The following is a 17295-nucleotide window of genomic DNA, read 5'->3' on the forward strand; positions in this document are numbered from 1 at the left end:
GAGATGCCCCGGAGCCGTCCTCATCCAACGCGTCGTCGTGCCCCGGGCCGCCGCGCTCAGGCCGCCGAAACGCCACGGCTGATCGCGCTGAACAAGCCGTTCGGCGTGCTCAGCCAATTCTCCGATGCCGATGGCCGGCAGACGTTGAAGGATTTTGTGCCCATTGCCGGGGTCTATCCCGCGGGTCGGCTGGATAAGGACAGCGAAGGCCTGCTGCTGCTGACCAACGATGGTCGGTTACAGGCGCGGATCGCCGATCCTGCACACAAATTGGCCAAGACCTACTGGGTGCAGGTCGAGGGCGAACCCAGTGCCGAGCAATTGGCTGCGCTGGCGGCCGGCCCTGTGCTCAAGGATGGTCCGACCCGCCCGGCGCAGGTGGAGCGATTGGCCGAACCCGATCTCTGGCCGCGCAACCCGCCCGTCCGATTCCGACGCCACATTCCAACCTGTTGGTTGGCGATTAGCTTGCGTGAGGGCCGGAATCGTCAGGTGCGCCGTATGACAGCCGCGGTGGGGCTGCCGACGCTGCGCCTGGTGCGTGTGCGTATTGGCGAGTGGGGACTCGAGGGGCTGGCCCCTGGGCAATGGAGAGAGCTACCGCCGAGGCCTTAGGGCAGCGCTCATCCTCGCCTGCTGTCCACTCGCCCAAGCAAGATCGCCCCGCCGCAAGCAGAGAAACCGCGGCGGGGCAGTCGGGCGATTAGTTCGAGATGAGGTCGACGAAGTCTTCCAGCGAACCCTCGTAGGTTTCAATGAACGTGGTGATCGTCGAGAAACAAACGCCGCCCTCGAAGTCGAGGTCCGATTCCAGGACCGGGTCGCCGTCCTCGTCAATGTAGGCCCGGCTGAACCGGTATTCCAAGTTCCATTGATTCATTTCCTCCAGCCCGACGTCGCTGCCGGTCCAGGCGCCGTAGAGCGTCAGTGCCCGCTTGGAGATGATCAGGTAAGTGACATGCCCGTCGATACTGAGTTCGTAGTCGCCGTCCTCATCTAACTCATGCGGAATTCCGCGCTGTTCCAGGGCCGCAGACAGATCCGCCTGATGCGTGAAGTAAAAGGTGTCTGTGCATTGTTTGCTCGCGACAGCAGTCAGTGGAGCAGTGATGAGCAACAAGCCAGCGAGCAAGCGAAGTCCGGTCACGTGGAGTCCCATAGCCGTGTGAAGAAGAGAGCCTGGAACGCTACCGGCAGGGGCCTGCGCTGTCCACGCTTACGGCTATTTAGCAGGTGGAAGGGCGGGGGCGTTCGATAGAGAGTTGGCCGCAGGTCTGCTGAGGGGCAGGGGTTGGGGTCATTGCTTGACGGGCGCGAATGTCATAGGTTCGAGATGTAAAGCTGGCGTAAAGTCAGCGACTGCATCGTCGTGCTGGGCAAGGACGTCCGACTTGGCATAACAATCGCGTAGCGCCCGGGACCGGCGCCATGCGCGCTCTCTGGGGACATTTCAACGTGACTTTCTTGACTCGACTTTCTCGAGCCGGGCAGACGATTGCCCGATCGCTCGTTTCTGCTCGTGCCATCGGCGCGACCGGCCTGACCACGCTCGCCTTATCCAGTGTCGCGATGGCGCAGACGCCGCTGGCACTCAATGATTCAGACGCACCGCGGGTGGTGGTGTCTGTGGTCGATAGTGCCATCAACCCGTACCACGAATTCTTCTATCAGCAGGAGATTCGCGTCTCGCAAGCGCTGATTGATGCGTTCGATGCCGAGGTTGTCACCCTGACGCGCGAGCACGCCACCTACGCTGAGAACCGGGCAGCCGATGAGGCGTTCTGGAGCAGCGTGGTCCGCGGCCAGTCCTACTACTTTGCGGGGACGAACATCATTGCGCGCTCGGAGGCCGGTACGGGCCTGGCTCCGCTTGATCCCATCGCGGACAAGAGCCCTCATGGTGTTGGTGTGACCTCGTCGGTGCTGATGGCCAATCCCGATGCCGTGATCCTGTTCATCGAAACGGAAGGGGCGCTGGGTAATGCGAACGCTGAGGGCTATGCGTTCACGCATCCCGAGATCGACATGGTGAATACCAGTTATGGCTATCAGGTGCCATTGATCGGCTTCCCGTTGCCGCTGCCGTTTATCTCGGAGCCGTCGTATCAGGGCGTGGTCGAGAACGGCAAGCTGCATTTCAGCGCGGCGGGCAATGGCTCGGGTTTCACCCCGGGTGATCCAGGTGCCGGTTCCTGGTGGGGAATCGGCGTTTCGGGCATTGAGGAGTACAGCTCCGAAGGCGATACGCAGATCTTCTCCAGCAACGCCGCTGATTTTGTCGCGGACTACACCCAGCAACTGCCGTATTGCATGGAGTGTATGTCCGGGATTGATGATTTCGTGGCCGGCACGAGTTTCTCCTCGCCTCAGGCCGCAGGCGTCGCGTCCCGCGTGCTGCTCGAAGCACGCCAGATGCTGGATTATTCCGGCGGCATTGAGTTTGTCGACGGTACGCCGGTCATGGCCTCTGGAGCCGGCATTAGCATCACCAACTGGTTCCTGCGCAGGGCGCTGGAGCAGGCCGCCCGGATTCCTAGCGCGTTGGACTACGATCCGATCGAGGGTGTGTTCGACCTGGGCGGCGTGCCGGTCAATCCGCTGGCACCCTGGTTGCAGATCGGTTGGGGTGATCTGAGCTACAACCCGGACTACGGTGTCGTCGATGCCGCGTTGTCGCATCTCAACCTGCTGCCCGCCTCGTTTGCGCGCAGCAAGGGCCTGGGCTACTGCGAGTTCCAGACCATCGTCATGGAATACCGCTGGGAATACTGGGGCTTTGTCGCAGTCGACAACCCGGATCAAAGCCCAATCGTGTATTGCGGCGATGCTTTCGGCATTCGTGCTTCGAATGATCCCGGCGGTCAGCCCGTGGATACCGACGATGATGGGACCGTCGATGCGCTGGACGAATGTCCGGACGACGCGACCAACAGCTGCGGCGAAACGCCGCCCGATACCGACGGCGACACCGTGCCGGATAGCACGGACAACTGTGTCGATGTGGCCAACCCGGATCAGACTGACAGCGATGGCGACGGAATCGGCGATGCCTGTGATTCCACCCCGAATGGAAGTGGTGGTGGTTCTGGCGACATCGATGCGCAGCTGACCGCCAATGGCCAGTCCGACACTCTGGAGGCGGAGGCGCCGCTGACGGTCGAATTCGACGCCAGTGAATCCGCCTACGCCGATGGGGCTGCGGGAACGTTCCGTTACACCTTCGTTTTCGGCGATGAAGCCACGGCTGAAGACTTCGCGGCCCCGAGCGCAGACCCGGTTGCCTCGCATACGTATGACGCTGCAGGCACCTACACGGCCTACGTGATCGTGTCGGATGATCAGGGCAATGCCATGCGCTCTGACGACATCACCATCACGACCACAATTCGTATTGAGGTCGAGGGTGATAACGGCACGGTGGCGCAGCTACGTGTCGACCGCACCTCTGGTGGCGTGCCGCTCACGGTCAACTTCGACGGCAGTCTCTCGTTTGCCGGAGAAGGGGAGACCATCGACGAGTACTGCTTCGACTTTGACGATGGTGAGGTGCAGTGTGGCAGTAGCCCTACGGCACGCCACGTCTACACCCGGCCGGGTAGCTACGAGCCCTCGCTGACCGTGACGGCCAGTGATGACAGTACCGCGACGGCCAAGGTGACCATCGGAGCCTCGCCCGAAGCGACGCCTGAGCAGCCGGCTTCGGCCGCCTCCGGTGGTGGTTCAGGCGCATTGTCTGGCTTGGCTCTGCTGCTGTTGCTCGGCCTGGGCCGACTCGTCGGCGTGCGTCGTTAGTCTCGGCATCCGTTGAGTCAAAAGGCCCGTCCGATTGGACGGGCCTTTTTTATGTGTTGTCGCACGCAAACGGGGCAGAGCGGCTGGCGCTTGTCGCCTCGGTGCCAATCGCGGCCCTCGGCTGTCGCCTCGTATGGACGGCCGATCGGGGAAGGCCCCGGTGCCGAGCGCGTAGGCACACAGGGTTGTACAGCGCGGTCTGGCGACTAGGACAAATCGACGGCGTGTGCCTTCAGGTCTGCCAATGTGCAGGTCTGCAGTGCCAGGGCGTCCGTGGCCGCGAGCACCACCCGCGGCGGGCAGCCAGCCTCCAGGGCCTCCTGCCAGCGGGCCGCGCACAGACACCACTGATCGCCCGGCTTGAGACCAGGAAACCCGAACTCGGGCCTGGCGGTTCGCAAGTCGTTGCCGCGGCTGGCGGAGAATTCGAGAAACGCCTCGGTAACCCGGGCGCAGACGACGTGGCGTCCGGGATCGCGCGGATCGCCCCTGCAGCATCCGTCGCGGAAAAAGCCGGTCTTGGGGGCATGGCTGCAATCGGCCAGCGGTTCGCCAAACACATTGCGTGGGCCGTCGGGTCGTCCGGGTGTGGCATCCAGGGCCATGCAAGGCTCCTTGTGTGATCGAGTCGACCAGACCGAGCAGACCTGATCGCGCCCCGGGCTGCAAGCGAGCGTCGATTGCAACGGCATGCGCGGGGTCAGAGGTGCTCGAATGCGCCGGAGACCTGCGCTGCATGACGCGCGGCCCGCGCTTCCAGGCGCTGCTCGTCACGGAGTTGCGCCTCAACGCGCCGCAGCTGTCGGATCTGCTGGCGGTTGTCTAGTGGTGCTGCCCTGCATGGAGATGCGCCTCGCCCCGGTCGATGCCTCGCGGACCCGGGTCCACTGGCTACTCGGCCGTGACCGGATCGTTGGCGAGTAGCAAGGCCATGGCAGCGGCGACCAGTGCCCTTTGTTCGGGCAGGTCCAGTCCGGGGTGCAGGCGCAGCGCGCCGCCGTTGATGCGTTGCACCAGCGCCCGGGTTTGCTCGCCAAACCGCAGATAAAAGCCAGTGGTTTCGCCCAGTTCAAACGACTGACTGGCCTGGGTTCCGATGACCGAATAACTGCGTTCAGCCAGCCGCAGTACGCCGAAATAAGGTCGGCCGTCCCGCGCGGCCACGTGCAGTCGCCAGGGCTGCCAGTGAGGGGCGATGGCGGTCGACTCGCAGACCAGCTCGCCCACGTAGTGGTCGTTGGCGCTGACCTCAAAGCGTTCGGTGGCGTCCTCGGCGTGGGCGATAAAAACGCCGCTGATATCGAGAACCTGTCGGCATTGGATGCGGGCCAGTGGCGCGCCGCCCTGGTTCAGCACAAAGCGATAGGCAGAGTCGTTGCGGACTGTCTCCGTGCCGCCTGACAGACCCTGGTCGGGATCACCCAGCGTGGTTCGCGACCGGGTCGGCGCCGTGGCCCAGAGCGAATAGACCAGTTGATCCGTGCTGTAGTCGCCGATGGTCAGCGGTCGTTTCATCAGCCGCGAAAAGTCGCCGTGACCCTCGACAGCGGGTGCGGCCCAGTTCTGCGTGGAGACGCCCTGTGGGGTGGGAACCGTGAGTGTTTGAGCCGCGCAACCGGAGAGCACCCAAGCTGTCACCACGAGCAACAAGATCCGCTTCAAGGCCATCAACCGAGTCATGTGGAGCTTGCTTATACCGCATGGCTGGGTATTGGCGCCGTGAACACACTGCAGAACTGGAGGGCGTGCGACCACCATGTGGCGTGCGCCGGGCCTCTGAGTCGCAGACCGGATTCGTTGATATGGTTCCGGACCCAATCGACAGGCGGCGGGTCTAGCCCGCTCCCACGACACATGCGTTCATTTCTATTACTGCTGGTGTTCATCACGGGTGTGGCAGGCTGCTACATGCTGCCTCGTCAGGCTGACTCCGCCGCACCGAGCCAGGAACGCCCCGCATTCACCCTGTTCTATACCGCCTGGATCAAGCCGGACCCGGGCATTGCCACGGTCAAGCTCCGAATCTCCAGTCACCCGGACTGGGTGAACTGGATGCGGTTCTACGTTGATCCTGAGCGCCATGAGAATTTTCTCCACAGCGGTGAGCTGGTACGCGAAGGCGATGAGCTGCTTTGGACGCCGCCCGATGACGATGCCTGGATCCAATACGACGTGAAGATCGAAAGCCGGCGCAGCAATGGGCGTTACGACGGCTACATCACCGAAGATTGGGCGCTGTTCCGGGCCGACGATCTCGTGCCTCCGGTGCGCACCGATTTCAGGGATGGCACCCAGTCCCGAGCCAAGCTGGAAGTCCACCTGCCCGACGGCTGGTCCATCGCCACCCGCTACCCACGCTATACCAGTGGGCGCTACAAGGTTGATGACCCGGATCGGCTGATCGACCGGCCGACGGGCTGGTTGGTGATGGGCCGGATTGGTACCCGCAGGGAGACCATTGGCGGCACCAAGGTGACGGTCGCTGCGCCGGTGGATCAGGGGGTCAAACGCATGGACATGATCGCGTTTCTGCGCTGGACCCTGCCCACCATGCAGTCGCTGTTCCCCGACTTTCCTGACCGGCTGCTCATCGTGAGCGCCGACGACCCGATGTGGCGTGGCGCGTTGTCGGCCCCCAACTCGCTGTATCTACATGCCGACCGCCCGATGATTAGCGGCAACGGCACCAGCACGCTCATCCATGAGTTGGTGCATGTGGCCATGAGCGCTCGCAGCGGGCCGAAGGCAGATTGGATTGTCGAGGGACTGGCCGAGTACTACTCGCTGGAGGTGTTGCACCGATCGGGTACGCTCAGCACCGAGCGCTACGAGAACGCTCATGAAGAATTGGCCGAGTGGGGCAAGGACGTCGAATCACTCGATGTCGAGCGTTCGCACGGGCCGATTACCGCGAAGGCGGTTGGTCGGCTGCGAGCGATCGACGCCGAGATTCGCGAGCGCAGCCGGGGGCGGCATAGCCTGGACGATGTGGTGCGCGAACTGGCCACGATTGACGGCGACATCACCGTAGAGGGATTCGAGCAACTGGTCGATCAGATGATGGACTGAACACCACCGGCCCGAAGAGAAGCGAGCGGGCGACTGTTGAGTGATCAGCCTGCCCGGGCGTATTCAGGCAGCGAGTTCACCACTCGGGAGGCGGGATGTTTTCACGCCAGTACTCAACCACGATGTGGCTCCGCCGGCTGTGTAGCGGTTGCTCACCAAAGCGCAGCGAGATGCCGTGATCGTAGCTGGGACTCGCGCCGTCGGCCCGGATAGAGGCGTGAAAGGACAAGGCATCCGAGACCCAATTCGGCGTTTCGAAGTCTGTCGAGCTGATCTCAGACGGGATTGAGGGGATTCGTAGCACGTTTTGAGTACTTGGAAAATAAAGAATCCAGCGCCGATAGTTCGAATAGTTCTCGTCAAAGAGATCGACCGCGACCCGTGCCAAGGGGCCGGCCGCAGTTAAGTCACCTGTGAATATCAACTCTCTTGAAGCTTGGTCATGCTCCACATTCTCGATTGCGAGTGGCGGCATCTCCAGGTGAAGCGGTTGCGGGAACCGGTTCGAAAGCTGTCGGGCATAGGTCGTGCGAGTGAGAAAGCTCTCGTAGTCGTCGCTCTCCACTGCAACAGAACTTTCGCCGCCATGGCCTGCGAGTAGATAGGTCGGAAGGATGACTTGGTCCGCAAGCACCGCGGTTCCGGAGCGCGCGAGTCCTGCTGCACCGGTACCGCCCCCGCCCAAAGGAAAGTACCGGTTTGCGTGGTCGTACCCGATCAGTTCGATAAAACTGATGGGCTCGCTCGCAGTCCACGGCAGGCCAGAAAACGCCCTGTCGCGGTTAATTACGATCAAATCGCCATCACTCGGGAATGGGATTTCGGCGAATCCATAGAGCGAGCCCGTGGCCTGAGCATAGAATGGTTGATCAGGCGGCCCAGTGTTGACGTAGCCATCTCGGATATAGATGGGAACGCTGCCCTCATTGTTCTTTTGATTTCCGCATATGCCGTACGGTTGAAACTCAACCGATTCGTCGTCTTTAACGACTTGGCTGGAGAAAACGGGATAAGCGAGAATATGCTCACCATCGTTGGTCTGCGAGGTGAGTGCGACTTCACGATAACCTTCACAACGTGCCCCTGGGACGGGTTGGCTGTTCTCAGCTGGGGCGACCCTTACAATGTGCTCTCTCACCGCAACGTCGACCTGCGTGAATCGAAACGCACCGTTGATAGTGGTAACGGTGACGCGATCCCGGTCAACCTCTCCTAAATCCGCGACCCCGTTCGCATCGCTTTCCACCATCTGCTCCACAGAAACGCCGTCTGCCCCATGGAGTACAACGTCCACGCCGTTGACGGGCGTCAGGCGGTCGTCATCGCGAACGGTTCTGATGACCAAAGTAGGGGGTGCATTGATGATGGGCCGTTCGGAACCAGAGGAGCGCGAGTCGGATCCGCTGCCACAACCGGCTAACAAGAGCGCAGCCAAGTTGGCGGCGAAGACAATAGGCAGGAGCGAGCGATGCTCAGGCATCTTTTACTTCTGTAAAAAAGGTGACGTGAGCATAGTCCGGCCGCGTGCGCTTCGGCGCAAGGGGCGGCGAGTTACGTGACTCACCTACAGTGAATAGCTAGGACCGCGCAAAGACCTGCTGGTCGGGGCCGTGTTCGAATCGCATGAGTTCGTCCGGGTCATCAATGAATGCCAGAATCCATGCGATCCACTCCTCGCCGGCGAACGATTCGCCTCGTTATTTATGAGCAAAGACAGAATTTCTGGTCGTAAGATCCTGATTACAGGAGCCTCCAGTGGCATTGGGCGTGCAGGTGCCATCCAGCTTGCGGAGCGAGGCGCGGAGGTCTTGCTCATGGCTCGGCGCGCGGAAGAACTCGATGCGGTGGTCACGGACATCACGGCAGCTGGCGGTAAGGCGTCCGCTTTTCCGATCGATCTCACCGATGCCGCCGCGGTTGATACGTTGATGACCTCGATTCACGCGACTCACGGCAAGATCGACGTGCTGATCAACAATGCTGGGCGCTCCATACGGCGTTCGGCCACCCAGTCGCTGGAACGACTGCATGACTACGACCGCTGCATGCAGATCAACTATTTCGCACCGTTGCGACTCATTCACCATGTGCTGCCACCGATGCTGGAAGCGGGCGATGGCCATGTGATCAATGTGCTGACCTGGGGCACGTTGATGCCGGCGGCGTATTTCTCGGCCTATACCGCCAGCAAGTCAGCGCTGGGGGCGGCAGCCCAGGGCATGGATGCGGAACTGCGCAGCCAGGGCGTTGCGTTCACGGGGCTGCATTACCCCTTGGTGCATACCGCCATGAGTGCCCCGACCGAGCACTACAAGTCCATGCCGGGCATGAGCACCAAGAAAGCGGGCAGCTGGATGGTCAAGGCGGTCAAGAATCGCCCGGCTCGCATTGCACCGCCCTACGCGGTCGCCGCTGGCTTGGGCAATACGCTGCTGCCGGGGCCTTCGGCCAGTGTGGCGGGACGTTTGAAGTTCTAGGGTGGTGGCGGCCGGTCGTGCCGCCGTTCTTTTGAGCGGCCTGGGTCGATGACGCGCGCCGTTCGCCAGCTTCCCCGTGCCGCCCGAGGCGCCGTGACCCAGCTGCCCTGACTAGGGTGACGTGGGGCGGGAGCGACCCAGGTGCTGACCCACGACAGGGGCAGTTTGTTCGGCCCGGCGGTAGCGCCGGTTCAGACGGATGATGGCCACGGTGCCAATTGCTGGTGCGATCACCCAGGCCAAGGTTTGCCATTGGCCCGGGAGCAGATCGGCGAAGAAGCGTGCCCCGCCGAAGGCAAAGAATGCGGTGTGGGCGCCGATGCCAGACCCGATCAGGCCGCCTAGGTGTGCGATGGTGCGTTGGGTGGCCGTCAGTCGTTGTGGTCGGGTCTCGCGCAACATGCTGATCGACACCACCACGGAGATGCCGCCGAAGATCTGCAGCAGTACGTTGGCGAAGTTCAGGCCGATTCCGGTGACCACCAGACCCAGCACGCCGAGCGCCACCAGCAGGCCACGATGCGCAGTGCTGCGCAGCACGCCAGGTTGTTGCCGTTCCCGCAATGCGAGCAGGCCATGGCGCACGCTCGCGAAGGTGAGCACCGCCAGCATCAGCAGGAACAACCCGCCCATGCGGGCGCCGCGCGCCACATTCGCCGCGGTTTCGGCATTCAGGGTCAGGCCGGGTCGGCGAATACCCACGGGGTCGATCAGCACGAGCAGGCAGCTGAGTAGCGCCGACAAGGCCACCGCATACATGGCCCAGGCGTAGTAACGGCCGACCAGGCGGTGCAGCCGGCTGCCTTTTTTGGCAGCAACCGGCAGCCAGAATAGGACCAGCGCCACCGCGCCGAACAAGATGTGCGTGTAGACCAGCAGCGTGTGGATCAGAGGCATGATCGACTCCTTCGTGGGATGCGACACAGCGTAGAGAGGCCGGGCTGCCGGCGTGAGTGCCGGCGGTCATGACTTTGACGCGTGACTTTTGGCCTATGGCGCTGCGCGCATCGCAGGAGACACAATCGCGTCATGACCAACGAAGACCCTCTGGTATCGCTGCAAATCGGGGCTGCCGTGGTGACCTGGGTCGTGGTCACCGGGTTTGTCCTGTACCTGGCCCATATCAATGCGGCGCTGGGTGTCCAGGTCCCGGCCTTTAGCGCGTTGGCGGTCATCAATCTGGTGACCACCCTGCTGGCCTGTCTCGATCGTCACATCCGGCTGCGGCGCCGCCAGGCCCTGCATGCGCTGGGCGGGGCGGCTGTTCTGGCCGCCGGCTGGGTGGCACCGGTGAGTTTCATGCCCATTTACACCATCGTCTGGTTGGCGGTGGCCTGCAGCCTGTACCCGCCGCGGATGTTGTGGTGGCTCTTGCTCGGGATGGTGGGGGCCTGGTACAGCGTGATGCGGCTGGCCTGGGAGGAATCGGTCACCAGCGCCCTGATCACCGCCGTGCTCTACGGCACGTTTCACCTGTTCGCGCTGCTGACCTCGCGCAGCGCCGAGGAGGCTTCCCGTGCCCGGGATGAGGCGCAGTTTCTCAACCGCGAGTTGCTGGCCACACAGCATCTGCTGTCCGAAGCGTCGCGGCAGAGCGAACGCACGCGTATCGCCCGCGATCTGCATGATCTGCTGGGCCACCATCTCACCGCGTTATCCATCAATCTGCAGATAGCCGAACGCCTGGCCGACGGCCCGGCGGCCGACAAGATTGCCGAGTCCCGCGCGCTGGCCCGGTTGCTGTTATCCGATGTGCGCGAGGCAGTCAGTACCCTGCGTGGCAACAGCCGGGTGGATTTTGATCAGGCGATACGTCTGCTGGTGGATCAGGTGCCGCAACTCGCCATTGATCTGGACATCGCCCCGGATCTCGCCATCGATCGTGTTGAAGTGGCCGAGGCCCTGTTGCGCTGTGTGCAGGAGGCACTGACCAATACGCTGCGCCATGCACAGGCCAAGCAGAGCTGGATTCGGCTCTGGCGAGGGGATGATGCACTGCACCTGGAGATTCGGGACGACGGGTTGTGCCCCGGTCGCGTGGTCGAGGGTCACGGGCTGCAAGGCATGCGTGAGCGGTTGCACCGGCTGGGGGGCGAGCTGCAGGTCGATCTGAGCGGGCAGGCGCTGAGGCTGCAGGCGCGGATTCCAACGGCCGAGCCGGCCGCATGAGTATTCGTGTAGCACTGATCGACGACCAAACGCTGGTGCGCCAGGGCATTCGCGGGCTGTTGGAATTATCTGACCGCGTGACCGTGGTCGCCGAGGCGGATGACGGTGACCAGGCACTGCGGGTCGTGACCGAGGCCCGGCCCGATGTCCTGCTCATGGACATGCGTATGCCGCGCATGGATGGCGCTCAGGCCACGGCGGCGCTGGCCGCCGCCGGCGAGTCGGTGCCTGTCATCATCCTCACCACCTTCGATGACCACGAACAGGTCCTGGCCGGCATCCGCGCCGGAGCCAAGGGTTACCTGCTCAAGGACGTGTCGCTGGACAACCTGATTCTTGCCATCGAATCGGTGACGGCCGGCCAGACCATGATCCAGCCCGCGATCACCGAGGCGTTGCTACGAGGCCTGGCCCGGCAACCGGAAGGTGGCTTCGCGGCCAGCGACATGCCCGAGCCGCTTACCGCACGCGAAACCGAAGTGCTACGCCTGATGGCCGGCGGCTACAGCAACAAGGAGATCGCCCAGGCGCTGAGCAAGTCGGACGGCACGGTCAAGAATCATGTCTCGCACATCCTGGCAAAGCTCGGCGTACGCGACCGCACGCGCGCGGTGCTCAAAGCGATCGAACTCAACCTGATCTAGGGAAACACCGGCCCCGTCTTGGTGGTGCGAGTAGATCAGTGTTTCCCTAGCGTTCGAGGTCAGGGCTGGGGCTTCGGCGGGTGGTTAGGTGTGCGCGGGTTGTTCGAGAGCGGGCATCAAAGCTACGGCGAATTCTGCGGCCGAATTCCGTCAGGATCAGGCTGTCGTCTATGACCGGAAAGTCGGTGACATCCCCCAGGTGTCGGTCCATGACCGTCCGCCAGGCCGAGCCTTCGCCGGTGGTCATGCTGAGCAGTACGGGGCGCTGGACCCGCGCCAGTGACACCCAGGTTGACTCGACAATCCACGTGACCGACGCGGCTTCGGTCTTGCGACGGCCGGCAATGGGTGGGCGCGGCCGCTCCGTCCACTGTCGGGGCATCGGGCCGATCTCGCTGGCCACGATGCCACCGTCAAACAATCGGCTGCCGCGATTGGCCAATGTCCAGCCATAGGCCCAGTACAGCAGCAGCGCCATGTGCTCCTGGCTGATCTCGCGCTCGGAATCGCTGGCACGATCCCGCAGGGCCCGCTCAATAATGGTGACGTCGAACATCGCTTCCTCGCTCGCAACCCGAACGGGCTTCAGCCCCTTACGGTAATCGCACCCCTGTCACCCTGTCTCGGTTGTGCAGGGCGGTTTGTTGTGAGGGACGTGCAGCAAAATGCGAGCCAGTCGGTGACGCCGCGCGGCACGCATGACCCCCCCGGTTGCTGTACCGGCCCGTAGACGAAACAATCGGCAGGTACCCCCGCCCGCTGGAACACCTGCACATGACCGACCCCAGACAGCCGCTCTCCGATACGGAAATGCACGAGTTGGATGCCTGGCTGGAGGCGCGTGCCGAACGGATTGTCGCGGAGCAGGGCGAAGATGTGGACCCAGGGGTTTGTAGCCTGAGTGAGCTAGACGGCTTTCTGACTGCAATCGTCAGCGGACCCAATACCGTCCTGCCGTCAATCTGGTTGCCTGCGATGGCCGCGGGGCACGACTTGCAACCGGATGACCAGGCCGATGCACAACACGTGCTGGAGCTGATCATGCGGCACATGAACGGGATTGCGGGGACGCTCATGCAAGCGCCCGACAGCTTTGATCCGATCTTCGATGAGTTCGAGGAGCTGGACCAGCCGTTTGTCTTGCCCTGGTGTGCGGGCTACGTCCGCGCGCTGGATCTGGATGAGGGCTGGGACACCGGGGACGACGAATTCGCACTGGCGCTGCTGCCTATCCTGGTGTTTGGCGCGGAGCTAGACGATGAGATCACCGCCGACCTGGACGACCCGGACCTCGACCTCATGGCCGCGCAGATTCCCGACTGCGCACGGTCCATCCACGCCTACTGGCTGGCACGCAGAGCACCGGGTCACTCGCCCGTCGAGACCGCCGTGCGCGAAGCGCCTAAGGTCGGCCGCAATGCGCCTTGCCCATGCGGCAGTGGGCGCAAATACAAGCATTGTTGCCTGCACTAGGGAAACACTGATCTATTCGCGCCGCCCAGTTGCTGCCTGCAAACAGGCCAGGCAAGGCGCGAGAATAGATCAGTGTTTCCCGTCGCTCATCGCGAGCACCGCGCCGTGGGGAGGCGGTCCTCAGCTGACCAGGCGACGACGCGGCGGGCTTACGCCGAGGCCGCCAGCGCAAAATCGATTGCCGCGGTCACGGCCGCCACCTGGGCCCGGATGCAGGCTTCCGCATCGGTGCGCGGGCTGTCGGGGTAGACCTCGGTGGTGGTTCGGTAGCGCGCATCCGTCATGCCGGCGCAGAGCTGCAGCGCGCCAAGCGGGTAGCGAATCACGCCGGGGGCGACCATCGGTGAGCCGATGATTTCGCCCTGTGCATCGGCCTCGGCGATATGCGTAACCGCCGCCACGGCTTGAATCACGGCGTTCTGGAACGCCGGCTGCGGCCGCTCGGTGTCGTCGACCAGATAAAACCCGTCCGGAATTTCGCCAGGCTCGAAGGGTTTGCCGTCGCGGGCGGCCAGGGCGGGCCTGAACTCGGTTTCGTCCGTGTCCGTGGTCTCATGCAAGTCGATGTGCATGACGATGCGGGCCCGTAGCGGCCGCACCAGCGCCCACAGGGCGGCGGCCTCCTGCGACGGGCTGTTGTCGCAGAACGAGCGGTTCGGATCGACAGCGGCATGGTTCCAACGCTGGATGCGCTCGTATCCCCAGGGGCTAACGCAGGGCGCCACCAGCAGATTGGCCCGGCCGTCGTAGGCCGCGGCCGCCTCTTCGAGAAACCGCAGTGCCCCCAGCACCCCGCTGGTCTCATAACCATGGACGCCGCCGGTCACGAGCATCGTGGGCAGCGTGTCGTTCCAGTCCTGGCTGCGCAGCGCGTGCAGCGGGTAGCGCGCCGGATCAACCGCCAGTCGGCCGTATTGGATGTGGTCGAAGCGCTTGGCCAGTTGCTCCACGACTGACTGCACATCGTCCGCATAGCTGCGTTGGACGGTCTGCTGCCGGCTCCATTCGCTGACTTCGGACTCGCGCCAGGGTTTGCCGGGGGTGCCGATGGGGTAGGGCGAGCTGTGATTAGACATGGTGGGGTCGGGCCAATGAGCGGATGGTCGGGCGGAGTCTACTGCGCGGTATCTGCTGATGCAGTCTGGCAAGGCGTTGCGGCTCGGGGCGGGCTTCAAGCCCTACGCCACTATGAGCTTTCGTGGCGCGACGGAGCTGTCTTTGGGATCCGCCGCTGCAGGGGTGTGATCGTCAGCACGGCGTCGATCTCAGCAGGCCGGCTGGCGAACCGTACATGGGTGAACTTCTGGCCTCGATGCGGCTGCGCCCGCGCCGATTGGCCCGGGCCGGCGAGAAGTCAGTAGACTCTTGCCCCCTTCCTATCGCTTGGATAGTCGGCAGTTTGAGAAAGCCACGCCCCCAGATCACCCTTTTAGAGTCCCTGCACCCGCGCTATTGGGGGGCGTGGTTGTTGCTCGGATTCATGTGGCTGCTGGGGCACCTGCCGCATGCAGCCCAACAGCGCGTCGGGCGATGGCTGGGCAAGCTGGGTTACGCCGTGGGCGGCAGTCGCCGGAAGATGGCCAACGCCAACATCCGCGCCTGTTTTCCAGAGCGCTCTCCCGAAGAGCAGGATGCGCTGGTCCGCGACACCTTTATCGCCAACTCCATTGGCATGGTCGAGTGCACGCGCAGCTGGTTTGGCGACATGACCCGTTACCGGCGGGACCTACGCATCGATGGCCTGGAGTTGCTTCAGGCCGGGTTGGACCGGGGTAAGGGTGTGCTGCTGTACGGCGGGCACTTTTCAATTCTCGATTTCGCGCTGCCACTGGTCGATGCGATTCACCCGGTGGCCTATATGTACCGGCCCAACCGCAACAAGCTGCTGGATCGCGTCATCGAGAATCGCCGCGCACCGTACCGGCACGATGCCTTCTCCAAGCGCGAGCTGCATGCGCTCATCGCTTACCTGCAAGCCGGCAACCTGGCCTGGTATGCCTTCGATCAAGACCTGGGTGCCAAGCACAGCGTCTTCGCGCCGTTCTTCGGGGTGCAGACCGCGACGCTCAAAACACTCGGCTGGCTCACGCGCGAATCCGGCGCGACGCCGCTGTTCCTCTCGCAATGGCGAGATGACCACGACGGCCACTACCGCCTGCGCTTCCGGGAGATTCCCGATGAATTTCCATCCGATGATGACGTGCAAAACGCCACCATCCTCAACGCCATGATGGAAGAAGAAATTCGTCGCGACCCGGCGCAGTACCTCTGGCTGCATCGACGGTTTAAAACCCGCCCGCCGGGCGAGGCGTCGATTTACTAGGGGCTAGGGGCGTCGTCGGCACTCGGGGTCGCCGCAATGTGCTGACCTCGGGTGACAACCTGTCCAAGCGGTCAGGCAGCATGTTGTCGCTCAGATTGCTGCCAGCCGTTCAACCGTATCCGGATAGCGCTCGACCATCCGGATTCACACGGTTGCTTTCGCGTTCGGTGTCCGGAAGTCATAACGGATTGCGTTACGTAACGCGTCGCGTTATGGTCGATTCATGATCCGTAGCTTTCGGTGCGCTGAGACGGAATCGATTTGGCGGGGCGTGAGATCCAAGCGCTTGCCGCCCGAGATGCAATCCGTTGCCAGGCGCAAGCTGCGGATGTTGAACAACGCGGTTGATCTGAATGACCTGCGCGTGCCGCCAGCGAATCGCCTGGAAGCCTTGAAGGGCGAGCGCAAGGGGCAGCACAGCATTCGCATCAATCGCCAGTGGCGTATCTGCTTCGTGTGGCGAGATGCCAATGCCGAGCAGGTCGAGATCGTGGATTATCACTGAGCGCGGAGCGACGAATGGACAAACTGCCCAACGTGCATCCTGGCGAAATTCTGCTGGAAGAATTCCTCGAGCCGGCGGGCCTGAGTCAAAGCAAGCTGGCCCGTGAGATCGGTGTGCCCCCGCGGCGGATCAACGAGATCGTGCTCGGTAAGCGCGGTGTGACGGCCGACACTGCGGTGCGGTTGGCTCGCTACTTCGAAACCAGTGAGAAGTTCTGGATGGGGTTGCAAGCGGACTTTGATCTCGAAGAAGTTCACCGGTCGTTGGCCGCTTGAGCAATCCGTGACTGGATGTGTCTACGCCGAAATGCTCGATTAATGAGCCTCGTGGCTAACACTCTGACGGCGTTTCTTCTGAAAAAGGTCGCGAGTGTGCGAACGAGATCTAGTTCAAGCTACCTGTTCGAGCTGGGAGATGGGGCAGTTCTCGCAAAATGACACCCTCACGCTAATTCACAGCGTCGAACAGCACGACTAACCGCCGCATAGTGAACCCCGCAATGGTCGGCGACCTGTTTCATCGTGTAGTCGCCTGTTGCAATGCAAGGCCTGATCCGGGCTTGCACTGGGTCATAACACTAGTGCACACGCTGATTGGCACAGCGACCAACGCGGCGGATGTAACCCAAACCAAACGCCCTGCTGCAAGTGCAGGAAACCCAGGCCTACTGTGATTCTTGCTTGAGAGGGCTTTGACCCTGAGGGTTCCCCACATCTTTCCTTGCGTAATCAACCGCTTGAGGTGTAGCTTGCGGTGAAAACAGCGCGTGCACGACGAGTTTTTTCCTCGTTTCCGACAAGAAGCGAGGCTCGCCATGCACGCCACGAGAGTATTGCAGAAGCT

At 62.7% G+C, this 17295-nt stretch carries 17 protein-coding genes; 10 read left to right on the top strand and 7 right to left on the bottom strand.

What is annotated here, in order from left to right; translation table 11 throughout:
• Window positions 1-3 precede the first annotated feature (3 nt).
• Window positions 4-615, top strand: coding sequence for a pseudouridine synthase (locus DEH80_RS07570; protein ID WP_109719913.1), 612 nt, complete (start codon window positions 4-6; stop codon window positions 613-615).
• 88 nt (window positions 616-703) lie between these two features.
• Here DEH80_RS07570 and DEH80_RS07575 read toward each other — a convergent pair whose 3' ends face one another.
• On the bottom strand, window positions 704-1147 hold the full coding sequence (locus tag DEH80_RS07575) for a YbjN domain-containing protein (RefSeq protein ID WP_207774521.1): 444 nt from the start codon (window positions 1145-1147) through the stop codon (window positions 704-706).
• Between the two features lie 317 nt (window positions 1148-1464).
• On the opposite strand from DEH80_RS07575, the gene DEH80_RS07580 reads away from it, so the two are divergent.
• On the top strand, window positions 1465-3792 hold the full coding sequence (locus DEH80_RS07580; RefSeq protein WP_133249154.1) for a PKD domain-containing protein: 2328 nt from the start codon (window positions 1465-1467) through the stop codon (window positions 3790-3792).
• A gap of 206 nt (window positions 3793-3998) precedes the next feature.
• Here the strand turns inward: DEH80_RS07580 and DEH80_RS07585 are convergent, their stop codons facing one another.
• Together DEH80_RS07585 and DEH80_RS07590 are read right to left on the bottom strand one after the other, a co-directional pair.
• Complete coding sequence (locus DEH80_RS07585; protein ID WP_109719857.1) at window positions 3999-4397, bottom strand: DUF2237 family protein; 399 nt, start codon at window positions 4395-4397, stop codon at window positions 3999-4001.
• Between the two features lie 286 nt (window positions 4398-4683).
• On the bottom strand, window positions 4684-5472 hold the full coding sequence (locus tag DEH80_RS07590) for a hypothetical protein (protein WP_133249155.1): 789 nt from the start codon (window positions 5470-5472) through the stop codon (window positions 4684-4686).
• A gap of 174 nt (window positions 5473-5646) precedes the next feature.
• On the opposite strand from DEH80_RS07590, the gene DEH80_RS07595 reads away from it, so the two are divergent.
• Window positions 5647-6861 carry a hypothetical protein gene (locus tag DEH80_RS07595; RefSeq protein WP_109719859.1) on the top strand — a complete coding sequence of 405 codons (1215 nt, stop codon included), beginning with the start codon at window positions 5647-5649 and terminating at the stop codon, window positions 6859-6861.
• A gap of 76 nt (window positions 6862-6937) precedes the next feature.
• Here DEH80_RS07595 and DEH80_RS07600 read toward each other — a convergent pair whose 3' ends face one another.
• The gene (locus DEH80_RS07600) at window positions 6938-8341 is read right to left on the bottom strand and encodes a hypothetical protein (protein ID WP_133249156.1); all 1404 of its coding nucleotides are present in this window, start codon (window positions 8339-8341) and stop codon (window positions 6938-6940) included.
• A 223-nt stretch (window positions 8342-8564) separates the two neighbouring features.
• On the opposite strand from DEH80_RS07600, the gene DEH80_RS07605 reads away from it, so the two are divergent.
• Entirely contained in the window at window positions 8565-9338 is a 774-nt protein-coding gene (locus DEH80_RS07605; RefSeq protein ID WP_109719861.1) for an SDR family NAD(P)-dependent oxidoreductase, read from the top strand.
• 111 nt (window positions 9339-9449) lie between these two features.
• On the opposite strand, the gene DEH80_RS07610 is transcribed toward DEH80_RS07605, so the two are convergent.
• Complete coding sequence (locus DEH80_RS07610; protein WP_109719862.1) at window positions 9450-10235, bottom strand: hypothetical protein; 786 nt, start codon at window positions 10233-10235, stop codon at window positions 9450-9452.
• Window positions 10236-10367: 132 nt separating this feature from the next.
• Here DEH80_RS07610 and DEH80_RS07615 point away from each other — a divergent pair, with 132 nt between their 5' ends.
• Complete coding sequence (locus DEH80_RS07615) at window positions 10368-11507, top strand: sensor histidine kinase (protein ID WP_109719863.1); 1140 nt, start codon at window positions 10368-10370, stop codon at window positions 11505-11507.
• Window positions 11504-12151: a response regulator gene (locus DEH80_RS07620; protein WP_109719864.1), complete on the top strand. Its 648-nt coding sequence runs from the start codon at window positions 11504-11506 to the stop codon at window positions 12149-12151. Before DEH80_RS07615 ends, DEH80_RS07620 begins: the two co-directional genes overlap by 4 nt.
• A 46-nt stretch (window positions 12152-12197) precedes the next feature.
• Here DEH80_RS07620 and DEH80_RS07625 read toward each other — a convergent pair whose 3' ends face one another.
• On the bottom strand, window positions 12198-12707 hold the full coding sequence (locus DEH80_RS07625; RefSeq protein ID WP_109719865.1) for a Panacea domain-containing protein: 510 nt from the start codon (window positions 12705-12707) through the stop codon (window positions 12198-12200).
• 218 nt (window positions 12708-12925) lie between these two features.
• Between DEH80_RS07625 and DEH80_RS07630 the strand changes: the two genes are divergently transcribed.
• Window positions 12926-13624, top strand: a complete 699-nt coding sequence (locus DEH80_RS07630) for a UPF0149 family protein (RefSeq protein WP_109719866.1) — start codon at window positions 12926-12928, stop codon at window positions 13622-13624.
• A 149-nt stretch (window positions 13625-13773) separates the two neighbouring features.
• Here the strand turns inward: DEH80_RS07630 and DEH80_RS07635 are convergent, their stop codons facing one another.
• Entirely contained in the window at window positions 13774-14700 is a 927-nt protein-coding gene (locus tag DEH80_RS07635; RefSeq protein ID WP_109719867.1) for a M14 family metallopeptidase, read from the bottom strand.
• 236 nt (window positions 14701-14936) lie between these two features.
• Between DEH80_RS07635 and DEH80_RS07640 the strand changes: the two genes are divergently transcribed.
• The 3 genes from DEH80_RS07640 (at window position 14937) to DEH80_RS07650 (ending at window position 16727) form a co-directional block, all read left to right on the top strand.
• Complete coding sequence (locus tag DEH80_RS07640; protein WP_279323119.1) at window positions 14937-15947, top strand: LpxL/LpxP family acyltransferase; 1011 nt, start codon at window positions 14937-14939, stop codon at window positions 15945-15947.
• Between the two features lie 223 nt (window positions 15948-16170).
• The gene (locus DEH80_RS07645) at window positions 16171-16452 is read left to right on the top strand and encodes a type II toxin-antitoxin system RelE/ParE family toxin (RefSeq protein WP_109719869.1); all 282 of its coding nucleotides are present in this window, start codon (window positions 16171-16173) and stop codon (window positions 16450-16452) included.
• 14 nt (window positions 16453-16466) lie between these two features.
• Window positions 16467-16727 (top strand): HigA family addiction module antitoxin, encoded by a 261-nt coding sequence (locus tag DEH80_RS07650; protein ID WP_109719870.1) that lies wholly within the window; start codon window positions 16467-16469, stop codon window positions 16725-16727.
• The last annotated feature ends 568 nt before the right edge of the window (window positions 16728-17295 follow it).

Source organism: Abyssibacter profundi (assembly GCF_003151135.1).
Taxonomy (GTDB): Bacteria; Pseudomonadota; Gammaproteobacteria; order Nevskiales; family OUC007; genus Abyssibacter; species Abyssibacter profundi.

Coding starts and splice junctions, on each gene's coding strand:
- DEH80_RS07605 (WP_109719861.1), top strand. CDS start 8,565: ATGAGCAAAGACAGAATTTCTGGTCGTAAGATCCTGATTACAGGAGCC.
- DEH80_RS07625 (WP_109719865.1), bottom strand. CDS start 12,707: ATGTTCGACGTCACCATTATTGAGCGGGCCCTGCGGGATCGTGCCAGC.
- DEH80_RS07630 (WP_109719866.1), top strand. CDS start 12,926: ATGACCGACCCCAGACAGCCGCTCTCCGATACGGAAATGCACGAGTTG.
- DEH80_RS07610 (WP_109719862.1), bottom strand. CDS start 10,235: ATGCCTCTGATCCACACGCTGCTGGTCTACACGCACATCTTGTTCGGC.
- DEH80_RS07650 (WP_109719870.1), top strand. CDS start 16,467: ATGGACAAACTGCCCAACGTGCATCCTGGCGAAATTCTGCTGGAAGAA.
- DEH80_RS07600 (WP_133249156.1), bottom strand. CDS start 8,341: ATGCCTGAGCATCGCTCGCTCCTGCCTATTGTCTTCGCCGCCAACTTG.
- DEH80_RS07640 (WP_279323119.1), top strand. CDS start 14,937: ATGCGGCTGCGCCCGCGCCGATTGGCCCGGGCCGGCGAGAAGTCAGTA.
- DEH80_RS07620 (WP_109719864.1), top strand. CDS start 11,504: ATGAGTATTCGTGTAGCACTGATCGACGACCAAACGCTGGTGCGCCAG.
- DEH80_RS07585 (WP_109719857.1), bottom strand. CDS start 4,397: ATGGCCCTGGATGCCACACCCGGACGACCCGACGGCCCACGCAATGTG.
- DEH80_RS07570 (WP_109719913.1), top strand. CDS start 4: ATGCCCCGGAGCCGTCCTCATCCAACGCGTCGTCGTGCCCCGGGCCGC.
- DEH80_RS07635 (WP_109719867.1), bottom strand. CDS start 14,700: ATGTCTAATCACAGCTCGCCCTACCCCATCGGCACCCCCGGCAAACCC.
- DEH80_RS07590 (WP_133249155.1), bottom strand. CDS start 5,472: ATGACTCGGTTGATGGCCTTGAAGCGGATCTTGTTGCTCGTGGTGACA.
- DEH80_RS07645 (WP_109719869.1), top strand. CDS start 16,171: ATGATCCGTAGCTTTCGGTGCGCTGAGACGGAATCGATTTGGCGGGGC.
- DEH80_RS07615 (WP_109719863.1), top strand. CDS start 10,368: ATGACCAACGAAGACCCTCTGGTATCGCTGCAAATCGGGGCTGCCGTG.
- DEH80_RS07595 (WP_109719859.1), top strand. CDS start 5,647: ATGCGTTCATTTCTATTACTGCTGGTGTTCATCACGGGTGTGGCAGGC.